The sequence below is a fragment of the Bacillus weihaiensis genome (assembly GCF_001889165.1).
Taxonomy (GTDB): domain Bacteria; phylum Bacillota; class Bacilli; order Bacillales; family Bacillaceae; genus Metabacillus; species Metabacillus weihaiensis.
In genome coordinates, this window is the sequence record NZ_CP016020.1 from 1735687 (window position 1) to 1747407 (window position 11721).

10 protein-coding genes are annotated in these 11721 nt (G+C 33.6%); 9 read left to right on the forward strand and 1 reads right to left on the reverse strand.

The window, feature by feature from the left end; translation table 11 throughout:
- The first annotated feature begins 28 nt into the window (after window positions 1-28).
- The 4 genes from rarD to bshB2 all read left to right on the forward strand — a co-directional run bounded on the left by rarD (window position 29) and on the right by bshB2 (window position 2491).
- A complete protein-coding gene (gene rarD, locus A9C19_RS08420) occupies window positions 29-973 on the forward strand; it encodes an EamA family transporter RarD (RefSeq protein ID WP_072579529.1) in 945 nt (314 codons plus the stop codon).
- A 22-nt stretch (window positions 974-995) separates the two neighbouring features.
- Window positions 996-1256, forward strand: coding sequence for a hypothetical protein (locus A9C19_RS08425; protein ID WP_072579530.1), 261 nt, complete (start codon window positions 996-998; stop codon window positions 1254-1256).
- 195 nt (window positions 1257-1451) lie between these two features.
- Window positions 1452-1802 carry a YojF family protein gene (locus tag A9C19_RS08430; RefSeq protein ID WP_072579531.1) on the forward strand — a complete coding sequence of 117 codons (351 nt, stop codon included), beginning with the start codon at window positions 1452-1454 and terminating at the stop codon, window positions 1800-1802.
- 20 nt (window positions 1803-1822) lie between these two features.
- The gene (bshB2, locus tag A9C19_RS08435; protein WP_072579532.1) at window positions 1823-2491 is read left to right on the forward strand and encodes a bacillithiol biosynthesis deacetylase BshB2; all 669 of its coding nucleotides are present in this window, start codon (window positions 1823-1825) and stop codon (window positions 2489-2491) included.
- Window positions 2492-2663: 172 nt separating this feature from the next.
- Here bshB2 and A9C19_RS08440 read toward each other — a convergent pair whose 3' ends face one another.
- The gene (locus A9C19_RS08440; protein WP_072579533.1) at window positions 2664-4034 is read right to left on the reverse strand and encodes an MATE family efflux transporter; all 1371 of its coding nucleotides are present in this window, start codon (window positions 4032-4034) and stop codon (window positions 2664-2666) included.
- A 321-nt stretch (window positions 4035-4355) separates the two neighbouring features.
- On the opposite strand from A9C19_RS08440, the gene cdaS reads away from it, so the two are divergent.
- From cdaS to A9C19_RS08465, 5 genes are all read left to right on the forward strand, one after another.
- The gene (gene cdaS, locus A9C19_RS08445; RefSeq protein WP_072579534.1) at window positions 4356-4979 is read left to right on the forward strand and encodes a sporulation-specific diadenylate cyclase CdaS; all 624 of its coding nucleotides are present in this window, start codon (window positions 4356-4358) and stop codon (window positions 4977-4979) included.
- A gap of 81 nt (window positions 4980-5060) precedes the next feature.
- The gene (locus A9C19_RS08450) at window positions 5061-6266 is read left to right on the forward strand and encodes an MFS transporter (RefSeq protein ID WP_072581807.1); all 1206 of its coding nucleotides are present in this window, start codon (window positions 5061-5063) and stop codon (window positions 6264-6266) included.
- Window positions 6267-6885: 619 nt separating this feature from the next.
- Window positions 6886-7956, forward strand: a complete 1071-nt coding sequence (locus A9C19_RS08455) for a C40 family peptidase (protein WP_072579535.1) — start codon at window positions 6886-6888, stop codon at window positions 7954-7956.
- Window positions 7957-8439: 483 nt separating this feature from the next.
- On the forward strand, window positions 8440-9321 hold the full coding sequence (locus tag A9C19_RS08460; protein WP_072579536.1) for an ATP-binding protein: 882 nt from the start codon (window positions 8440-8442) through the stop codon (window positions 9319-9321).
- Window positions 9322-9331: 10 nt separating this feature from the next.
- The gene (locus A9C19_RS08465) at window positions 9332-11251 is read left to right on the forward strand and encodes a vWA domain-containing protein (protein WP_072579537.1); all 1920 of its coding nucleotides are present in this window, start codon (window positions 9332-9334) and stop codon (window positions 11249-11251) included.
- The last annotated feature ends 470 nt before the right edge of the window (window positions 11252-11721 follow it).

Genomic DNA, 11721 nt, shown 5'->3' on the forward strand with positions numbered 1-11721 from the left:
TTAGGTAAGGTAACTGAAAGAGGGGAATATGTTGAATAATAAAGAAAATAGTACCTATAAGAAAGGTATTTTATACACCGCTTCTTCGTATTTCCTATGGGGAATTCTCCCTCTTTATTGGAAATTAATTGGAAATGTAGCATCTGAAGAAATTCTAGCTCATCGAATATTTTGGTCTTTCATTTTTATGATCGTTATCCTAACAACTACTAGAGAAATCCTTAACATAAGAGTTGTTACCACTGAACTGTTGAAAAAACCAAAATTACTCCTTATGTTAATCATATCGTCAGTACTTATAAGTATTAATTGGTTTGTTTATATTTGGGCTGTGAACCATAATCAAATGATTGAGGCGAGCTTAGGATATTACATAAATCCTTTAATTAGTGTCCTTTTAGGACTAGTTTTCTTTAAAGAAAAAATAAATTTATTACAAAAAATCTCATTTATTATTGCAGCTTTAGGTGTCATCTATATGACCACCCGATATGGGGAAATACCATTAATCGCCATAACATTAGCTGTTAGCTTTGGTTTATATGGACTAACGAAAAAAATAACAAAGTTAAGCTCAGCGATGGGTTTAACGCTTGAGACTCTGATGGTTACGCCGATAGCTATTTTTTATTTAGTATATTTAGGGCAAACTGGAAATATGGAATTTATGAATTTTAACCTTGAAACTAACTTGCTATTAATAGGTGCAGGTGCAGCAACTGCTATTCCATTATTGTTATTTGCAACTGGTGCACAGAAAATCCCTCTATACATGGTAGGAATTCTCCAATATATCGCACCAACTATTACACTGATGATCGGGATTGTTATTTACAGCGAACCGTTTACTACTACTGAAGTAGTGACATTTTCATGTATTTGGAGTGCTTTGTTTTTATTTACCATGTCACATTCAAAGTTATATAAAAAAATAGAGCTTAAACATACTAAACGTAAGTCAATAGAGTTTTAATGATCGTGAAGGGGTATATTGAATGAATGTAAATGAACTTCTTGAAGCCTATCGGACATTATGGAATAACAGAATGTTACCTGTTGAACAATCAGAATACCAAACATTAGAAGCGGCAATAAAAAAAGAACTACTTGATGAAATGACACATCCGAGAGTAAGGAAAAGTAAGGAAGAAAAATTAGAACTGTCTATTAAGAGAATAGAGGAATCAAGTCTTCCTAAAGAAACGAAGGAAGCATTATGTAAACTACATGTTCATATAAAAGAAAAAGTAACATAGATGATTGTTGCTTTATTTTTGAAATCTAGAACTTTATTATGACAGATTGTTTAGTGTGAAAGGATCTTTCCTAAAGATGGGTGACCAAGAATTATCCGCCCTAAAGGAGACTACTAGAGATGTCCATACAAGCATATGGCGTAAAGTAAACAATATTTCACACTGTTTATTGAATGAAAAAGGAGCGGGTCATTAATGAAACCAATTATAAAAGATGACGTACAAGCTTATTTAGATCAATTTTTACAAAAAGATGTATATGTCCATTTAGAAACAACTACTGGTTCATACTCAGCCCATAAAGATGAAAAAAACATGACAGTTGTGGCCTTCATTCGAAATACAAAGCTAAACTACCATCAAGCTAAAATTACAGGATTTGGACCATTTCGAGTCGGGTTGAAGCTTGAAGAAGGATGGCTCTATGCAGAAGGTTTAACCGATTGGATCTTTAACAGTGATGGTCAGCTATTAATGGCAGGTCATAATTCAGAGGGACAATTAGCTATTGCCTTACAAATTAGCGAAAAACCATTTACTAATTAATAAACCTGAGGAGACTTATGATGAGAGAACATATTCTAGTTATCTTGCCACATCCTGATGATGAGGCGTTTGGTGTTGCTGGTCTAATAGCTAAGAAACGTAAAGCTGGTGTTCCCGTTACCTATGCTTGTGGAACATTAGGTGAAATGGGAAGAAATATGGGAAATCCATTGTTTGCGAATAGAGAAACTCTGCCACAAATTCGCAAGAAAGAATTACAAGATGCATGTAAGGCTATGGATATACAGGATTTACGTATGCTTGGATTAAGGGATAAAACACTTGAATTTGAAGATGAAGAGAAATTAGCAGATATTATGGAAAATATCATTGATGAAGTTAATCCTACTCTTGTTGTTACATTTTATCCAGGTCATGGCGTGCATCCTGATCATGATGCTTGCGGGGCTGCAGTTATCAAAGCGTTAGGGCGTAAACCAATTGAAAGTCGACCGGTTACTTATTGTATGGCAATTACAAATAATCGCTTTGATGTTATTGGTCAACCGGATGTCACGATAGACATAAGGGATGTAGTAACTGTGAAATTTAATGCTTTACGAGCACATCTTTCACAAACTGGTGGTATGTTAAAACAGATTGAAGAAAAACTAGTGAATAATGATCCAGAAATAGCTCCTTGGTTTGAGAGAGAAGTATTTTGGACGTATAAATGGAATAGTCAGTAGCTTTAATGCTACGGAGATTATTCTCTAAAAAAGGCTAATGCTCATATTTTGAGCATTAGCCTTTTTTAGAGAATAAGATTTAACTAATTTTAAGGAATATGAGAATAACCAGATCTAACTAGTTCTCATTCCTGGTTCTAATACCTAACAAGATAAAAAGATCTTATTGAAATTACGTGTTTAAGTATAACGCAAACTCTTTTTCCTTTCTTTTTTGGATAATCGCTAGTCGAGAGGATAAGCCCACTGCACCAGCAGCTAAACCAGAAATGAGACCAATCCAATAACCAAATGCATCTAAAGGTGTATAGGAGGCCAATAAATATCCAACAGGTAATCCGATTACCCAATATGATACAAGTGCCATCACAAATGTAACATTTACATCTTTATAGCCTCGAAGTGCACCTTGAATAGGGGCTGCAATAGCATCAGAAAGCTGGAAGAAGATAGCGTATATTAAAAAGTCCTGTGTTAACCTTAGTACAGCAGAGTCTGAAGTGTAAATTGATGCTACTTCAGGTCTAAAGAAATAAATGAGAGCAGCTGATAAAGTTGATAGAACGACTGCCATGCCTATCCCTAAATAGCTATATTGTTTAGCCTCATTTATTCGTTTAGCCCCAACTTCATGACCGACAACAATGGTTAGAGCCATCGAAATACTTAAAGGAATCATGTATAAAAATGATGCGAAGTTAATGGCAGCTTGATGTGATGCAATTGTAACCGTATTATATTGACTCATTAACAGTGTGACTGCAGCAAAAATACTAGTTTCGAAAAAGATAGACAATCCAATAGGAACACCAATTTTTAAAATCTCGCCCCAAGCTTTAAAAGAAATAGAGAAGAATGTATGGAATATCTTATATTCACGAAATGGCTGTTGTTTTATTGTAATGAGTATAGTAATAAGAGCTATGCACCAATAGGTTAAAGAGGAAGCTACTCCCGCACCTATACCTCCGAGCTGTGGCACTCCAAATTTACCGAAAATAAATATGTAATTAAGTAAGAAATTTATTGGTAAAGAGGTCAAGGTGATAAACATCGTGACTCTTGTATAGCCTAAAGCATCGATAAAACATCGTAGAACGGAATAAATGAATAAAGGTATGATTCCAAATGATAAGGCAATTAAATACCCTTTAGCAATACGGATAACATTTTCCTCTAATCCCATATTTGTAAGGATGGGGTTTAATGTAAAAACGCCAATGAGAACAATGAACAGAGAAATAACAATACTTACATACAAACCTTGAATAACCATGTACGGAACATCTTTGTTTTTTCTTGCTCCAATTAATTGGGCTACTATTGGCGTGATCGAGAGTAGAATCCCGCTTAAACCGGTATAAACGGGTACCCATAAACTAGAACCTATTGCAACACCGGCTAAGTCATCACGATGAACTCTCCCAGACATCGTAGTGTCAAAGAAATTCATGGAAAACAAACCAAGCTGAGTGACTAAAATTGGGAACAAAATGCTAGAAAAATAAATGATTTTTTCACGCTTTGTTACGGATTCTTTCATATTATACATCCTCATTTCTAATAACTGACTAGAGAATTATAACATGATTTAAAATGGAGTGTTATTTTTGTTCATCCGTGGATTTTTTTGATTCCCCCTTAAACATTTGCCAATAAAAGAAACCAAGTGATATAACTCCTAGAATACTAAAAATATATTGAATAATCTTATGTGATATCATTGTCAAAACCTCCCTTCATAGTATGGTGAATTTATGGAAAGAATACTCAAGAATTTATAAAAGATTTTTACTAAATGTGGTGTACTAATTATATAGACAACAATGAAATGACTGAATCCTACTAAAGAAAAGGAGAGCAAATTGTGAATCCTCAGCCTACATTCCTTACGATTAAGAATCATATTTCCTATCATCTAGATCAGATGATTCAAGAGGTAGAAACAATGAAAAAGTCGATTGGTGAGCGGGAATACTGCTTATTATGTGAATTAGGTCAAATAAGGGAAAGATTTGATGAGGTCCAATCTTCAGCATCTTACTTTTATTTACAAGCCTATATCTCATCATACACGAGCAGTTATCTTGAATTAGCAAAAGCAATACAAAATATGTCTAAGCAAAGACATGGTGCACTTATAGCGATTGAAAGAGAGGATAAAGTCGAGCCAAAACTTCAAGGAGGAGTTACAATCAATGCTGATTTATCTAATCGTCTAATTGAAAGTATCTTTTATCCAGGAAATCCACTTCATGACGGGGCAGTTTATGTGAAAGGTGAACATATCCTATCGGCTGGGAATATTTTACCGTTAACAAGTAAAGCTTTCCCGAAGGAAAAAGTAGGGACGAGACACCGCGCTGCAATAGGTCTTTCAGAAATGTCCGATGCCTTAATTTTAGTTGTATCCGAAGAAACAGGAAAAATGTCTTTCGCATTAGATGGTACATTATATCCAATTGTTTCATCTGAATCTAAAGGATAACTTGATTAATATTTCGTATAGCGAAATATTGTTCTGGGTGGTATAGTTAAAGGACAGATTAGATTGGAAGAAGATGAAAATATGTGGAAAAATAAAAATGTTTGGATTCTGTTAACTGGAGAATTTATTGCAGGTCTTGGTTTGTGGATGGGGATTATAGGTAATTTGGAGTTTATGCAAGAGCATATACCTTCTGATTTTATGAAGTCAATAGTCCTTTTTCTAGGCTTATTAGCTGGAGTATTTGTAGGGCCCTTAGCAGGGAAAGTAATTGACTCCTACTCAAAGAAAAAAGTATTAATTTACTCAGGTATAGGACGTACGTTAAGTGTCATTTTTATGTTCTTAGCCTTATATTTTGAGTCGATTACGTTTATGATTGTGTTTATGATAGTCATTCAAATAAGCGCGGCATTTTATTTCCCAGCCATCCAAGCTGTTATTCCATTAATTGTAGAAGATCAAGACCTTATACAAATGAATGGAGTACATATGAATGTCGCCACATTAGCAAGGGTCTTGGGGACGGCGTTAGCAGGTGTACTTTTAGTTGTAATGAACATTAGCTTCCTATATATTGGTTCAATGGTTGCTTATATATTTATTCTTATAACGACCTATTCATTAAAGTTTGATGAAGCGGTGTCTACGACTAGAGGTAACAAAAAGAATAGTAGCTTTAAAGAAATCATTCCTATTCTTAGAGAAACACCAATAGTACTTACAGCATTAATTTTAACTATTATTCCATTATTATTTATTGGTGGCTTTAATTTAATGGTTATTAATATTAGTGAATTGCAAGGAGATCCATCAATTAAAGGACTTCTATATACAGTAGAAGGACTATCTTTTATGATAGGAGCCTTTTTTGTAAAACGAATCACTCATTATTTCAAACCAATTAACCTAATGTTTGCCTTTGCCTTTGTTATATCAATAGCACATCTTTCCCTCTTCTTTAGTGATAGCAAAATGATGTCATTATTCTCTTTTGGTTTATTTGGTCTTGGAGTAGGTTGTTTCTTTCCGATTGCAGCAACAATTTTTCAAACTAAAATAGACAAACAATTCCATGGAAGATTCTTTTCATTTAGAAATATGCTGGATAGAGTGATGTTTCAAGTGGTTCTATTAAGTACAGGACTGTTATTAGATACAATTGGGATAAGATATATGGTTATTGTTTTTGGAGTATTCTCATTAGCGTCTGTAATTTATTTTGTGCTAAGACATTATCGTCAAACACCACATAAACATAATGTGGTTGAAAAAGACGTAATTTAAGAGTGTATAGAGGCTGGGTCAAAACAAAGAGCCAGGCAATCTTCGGGTACAATCTATTGTGAGCACTAGGTAAATAAGTGCGTACATATAGTTGTAACGATAAGGTGCCAGGCGCTTCTGTCCCAGTCTCTTTGTATGTAGCTATTAAGTACAGGTTTTCAATAGGTTTTCGGTATGTAGTGTAAGAGCTTAGGCCATCAAAGTAGCCTAAGCTTTTATCTGTCAAGATAGAAAAGGGTAAAAAGCTTGTACTCAATTTATTTACTAGATCGAGGTATCATATACTTGTTGTCAATGGCTAGTTTGCTACCTACTTGCATTTTCTATGCTTTATCATTTTCATATGATAGAAGGTGGAATAAGTTAGTAGAATATGTTTCTTTTTACCTATTTTTAGCTATTTATGAGATTTTATTCATTATTTTGTAGTTTTATGTTTCAGAATCTATTAAAATGATAATAGTTCATGTAAGGTTAATAGTAAAATGTAACTAGTTCCTCATTACTGATTTCCTTCACACGAATACTACTCACCGATTGTGATCAACAGATCATTACATTTCTATGCACAATAAAATACTATTTTTGTTTTTTTATACATTAGGAGGTACTGGCTTTCATGAAACATAAAATTTTTGGCTTAACCGCTACAGCTGTAGTTGGTTCTTCACTTTTTACTACTGCTGCTCTAGCAGATAGTATAAAGGTTGAGAGTGGGGACACACTTTGGAGCTTATCGAAGGAACATAATACGACTGTATCTTTGTTAAAAAGTACAAATAGCTTATCGTCTGACTTCTTAAGGATCGGACAGGTACTAGAATTGCCAGGGGCATCAAACTCTAAAGCAGCAAATGTAGGTACATCAACTCCTACAAAAACGACAACTGTTATAACATCTAAAAAAGATGTTAAATATGTAGTGAAATCAGGTGACTCATTATGGGTAATAGCTAGGGCCCATAATACGTCAGTAAGCGAGTTGAAAAAGTTAAATAAATTGAATAGTGACTTAATTAGAGTTGGACAAACGTTAATCGTTAAGCAAGAAAGTGTTACAACTACTAAACCTGTAACAACTACTAATGAAAAAGATAGTTCGACTACAACAACAACTTCTAATACTGCACAGACAACTTCATCCTATAAAGTTCAGGCGGGAGATTCACTTTGGAAAATAGCAAATAAGTTTAATGTCACGATTGCAGAGCTTAAAGTAGAAAATAATCTTAAATCAGATGTTATTAAGGTTGGTCAAGTAATAAAGATGCCTGGGCAAATAACGGGGAATACATCTGAAAGTAAAACAAATGTTCAAACGAATACATCAAGTAAAGTAGAAACGATGATCTCAGAAGCTAAGAAGCTGATAGGGACACCATATGTTTGGGCTGGTAATACGCCTAGTGGATTTGATTGTAGCGGTTATATCTATTATGTTCTAAATAAAGTCACATCTGTTTCTCGCTTAAGTACTGCGGGATATTGGGATATTATGAAATCAGTTAGTACGCCTTCTGTTGGAGACTTTGTATTTTTCACAACTTATAAGGCGGGTCCTTCTCACATGGGAATTTATTTAGGAAATAATGAGTTTATCCATGCTAGTAGCTCTGGGGTAACAATTTCAAGTCTACAATCATCGTATTGGAAAGAAAGATATTTAGGCGCACGACAATATGTAAAATAAAGAACATCAGGGACCCTAAATGGGTTCTTTTTTGTTGTTTAAAAAACTAAAAAACTAAAAAATATAGATTGTGGTCAGCACTTCGACATCTAGCTCCAGTGTCTAGTCTTATTCAATTTTCCCCTTTGATTTTACATGTCTATAACCCTACTGTGTAAAACTAAGGTTTTTGCCAACTTGGTAATTGCCTTAGTTTTATTAACTATATATAGCCACCTAACAGCTACTTATTGGCCTGAAAAACACCTTTTTTTCAGTAGGTTACCAAACTATTTCCCTCGATGGAAAGTTTAAAACATTATTAAATGAGAATATACAGTGAAATTGAATGGAATCTTTGAATAGATGCCTTTTTTTTAGTATACTCGAGATTGGCAAAATGAGAATTGATATCTATTTATTATGAATTCATTCATATGTTAATAAAAAGAGCATAATGAAGATTTTTAGAACAAATTTGTAATGTAGAAAGAAGGATTATAGATGAATGATGTATTAGAATTGTTACCGATCGAGATAAGAACAAGAATTAAAGAAAGAGCAACAAGATATCTTCAAGAAGATCATATGTTAATTGGAAAAGGAGGTTATACTCCTTCAGAGCAGTCTATTTTAGAGGATGCATTGGTTGCTTTAGCTCTTGGTAAGAACGTTCTCTTAAAAGGGCCTACCGGTTCAGGAAAAACAAAATTAGCTGAGACATTATCACATTTATTTAGTCAGCCAATGCACAGTATTAACTGCTCGGTGGACTTAGATGCTGAAGCTTTATTAGGCTTTAAAACAATATCAACTGACAATGAAATTACGTCTATCGAATTTGTTTCGGGTCCAGTTGTTAATGCCATGAAAAAGGGTCACTTCTTATATATAGATGAAATTAATATGGCAAAACCGGAAACACTTCCGATACTAAATGGAGTGTTAGATTACCGTAGAATGATTACCAATCCTTTTACAGGTGAAGTCATTAAGGCAGATAAGGATTTTACTGTTATTGCAGCAATAAACGAGGGGTATGTAGGAACAGTACCATTAAATGAAGCGTTAAAAAATCGCTTTGTTGTGATTGAAGTCCCATATATACAAGGCGAAGAGTTAAAATCGGTATTATTGGATCAATCTCAGTTAAATGATGAGAAATTAGTGACCACATTTACTACATTATCTGGAGATCTTCTAGCTCTTGTTCAAAATGGTCAAATTTCTGAAGAGGCAGCTTCTATTCGAGCGCTAATTGATACATGTGATTTAGCATGCTATTTACCTCCTAAACGAGCAATTGAACGAGCGATCGTAGATAAATTAGAGGATGAAAGAGAAAAAGCAGCAATAAGAAACATAGCAGAAACGCTTTTTGAATGAGGGTGTTACTTTGAGATTTATTAAATTTAATGATCAGCAGGTAGACTCCTTTCTATTTATGGAGTTATCAGATTTAGCAAAGGGTTTGACAAAAGATGCTGATATTGAGGTTGATTACAGTGTTCTTTCCTATTTAGATCCAATAGAACGTAAAATTTTTATGAGTCATTTCTGGGATCATCGTGAAAAAAATGAGACAAGCGATGCACTGAAGAGTGATATTTATTTAAGGAGTTTAGGCAACTTTTTCTATACAGATTATAGGGAAATAGACGTTTTTCTTAAGAAAATACAAGAATACAAGTTAAAAGGTTTAGCAAAACAGCTATGTATGCTTTTTGAAGATATCCGCTTAGAGGATCTTTGTAAAGAGCAAAGACCTGGTACTAAAAAGGCATTTGGGGTAAGAAGGCAACTTTATCGAAAGCATTTTAAGAGTCAATTAGTTATCCATCAAGAAAGAAGCTTGCTAACAGATGCACTCTTTAATTATCTTTATTTGAAAATTACTGCTGACTCCTTAACTGAAGACTTACCTGTTTTACATGAAAATTTAGAAAGAGCACTCCCGTTTATTGAAACGAAACTTTTTTCCATATACGACGCGACTTCAACAAAAGATATCATAAACATTGTATTAGACTTGTTAGAAGTGTTAGAAGAAATTTTAGAAAAAGATATGTTAAATACCTATTTCTATCTTCCTGAACTTTCATATGGAGAGTTTAAGGGGGATAGCCTCTTTGATGAAATGAAAAGAAAATCTAAGTTGAAAAATAGTGATGAGTTAAAGGATGCAAAAACTGGAGAAGAAGATGTTCATGAAGACAAGCTCCCGACCTATCATCGTGAGACAAGTAAACCAACACAGAGTTTCTTACAATTTGATTTAGAACAGGGAACGAACACGTCACTTATTGGAGAAGGAACTGTTCGAGAAGGTGAAGATACTGATCAAGCACTTGCTATAGTTCAAGGAACTTCAAAAAAAGCAGAAAAAAATGATTATTCAAAGCTTGAAGCATTAGAAAATAAAAGTGAAGAGCGATCTGCTTCAGGTGAAAATGTATATGGGAAAGAGAATAAGTATGCCATACCCATATTTAAAGAAGCGGAAACCCCTAAAGCATTCGATGTTGAAGAGTATAAATTGATGAAAAAACAAATTTCACTCTACCAAAATAAGCTAAAACTAATGATTCAGAAAACATTAGAGCATAAAAGAACGATGCCTAGATCAGACCTTCATATTGGTCGACTAAATAAGAAATTACTCAGATTATTAACGGATAATAATCCTAAATTATTCTATAAGAAACAAGAGAAATCAAAGGAAATGGATGCTGTATTCTCATTATTAGTTGATTGTTCTGCGTCTATGTTTGATAAGATGGAACAAACTAAATTAGGGATTACGCTCTTCCATGAAACCCTTAAATCAGTTAGAGTACCACATCAAATTGTTGGGTTTTGGGAAGATACAAATGATGTCACGAAAACTAGGCAGCCTAATTATTTTCATACAGTCGTTTCCTATAAAAGCTCTTTACAAACAAGTTCGGGACCAGAAATTATGCAACTTTCACCGGAAGAGGATAACCGTGATGGATATGCTATTAGACATATGACAAAGCAACTAATGAACCGTACTGAAAAGCAAAAATTTCTTTTAGTTTTTTCAGATGGAGAACCTGCTGCAACAGGATATGAAAGAAATGGAATAATTGATACACATGAAGCAGTTTTAGAAGCAAGGAAATTGGGAATAGAAGTTATAAATGTTTTTCTTTCTACAAGTGAGATTGAAGAAGCAACAAAGAACACGATCCAAAATATATACGGTAAGTATAGTGTGTTTGTTGACAAAATTGAAGAACTTCCAGAACAGCTATTTCCATTACTAAAAAGATTATTACTTAAAACAATTTAAGTTTAGGAGAGGCTAACAAAAATAGTTGTGAGCCTCTTTTTTAGGATTTCTAGTAATTCAGCTACTCATACATATTAGGTCGATACGAAGGGTAATAACAGAGCTTAATAAAAAGAGCTCTAGTATTAAAATTTGAATTAAATTAAATTTACGTTAAAAAATAAAAATTGTTCTTTTTTACCAAAGAAATTGTAGTATGATATTAGTAAATAAGAGAATAAAGTAGTGAAGGTCATTCTAATTATTCTTACAATTTGCAACCTACTGCTTACAGAGAGGAAAAATTAAATTTTTTTTTAATTTTTCAATTAACTGTATTGGAATGTGATGGGACCAATGTTAAAATAGCATTGGAAGCGTTTTAATTATCATACTACTTCATTCAGAAATACATTAAATATTGTAGGATAATATTTATCCTTCCTAGTATCAGAATGTGTTTTACTGATCACTTAAGAATAGTTGGGGGT

Excerpts from the sequence above, each read along its gene's own strand:
- rarD (WP_072579529.1), top strand. The coding sequence starts at position 29 with ATGTTGAATAATAAAGAAAATAGTACCTATAAGAAAGGTATTTTATAC.
- A9C19_RS08425 (WP_072579530.1), top strand. The coding sequence starts at position 996 with ATGAATGTAAATGAACTTCTTGAAGCCTATCGGACATTATGGAATAAC.
- A9C19_RS08430 (WP_072579531.1), top strand. The coding sequence starts at position 1,452 with ATGAAACCAATTATAAAAGATGACGTACAAGCTTATTTAGATCAATTT.
- bshB2 (WP_072579532.1), top strand. The coding sequence starts at position 1,823 with ATGAGAGAACATATTCTAGTTATCTTGCCACATCCTGATGATGAGGCG.
- A9C19_RS08440 (WP_072579533.1), bottom strand. The coding sequence starts at position 4,034 with ATGAAAGAATCCGTAACAAAGCGTGAAAAAATCATTTATTTTTCTAGC.
- A9C19_RS08450 (WP_072581807.1), top strand. The coding sequence starts at position 5,061 with ATGTGGAAAAATAAAAATGTTTGGATTCTGTTAACTGGAGAATTTATT.
- A9C19_RS08455 (WP_072579535.1), top strand. The coding sequence starts at position 6,886 with ATGAAACATAAAATTTTTGGCTTAACCGCTACAGCTGTAGTTGGTTCT.
- A9C19_RS08460 (WP_072579536.1), top strand. The coding sequence starts at position 8,440 with ATGAATGATGTATTAGAATTGTTACCGATCGAGATAAGAACAAGAATT.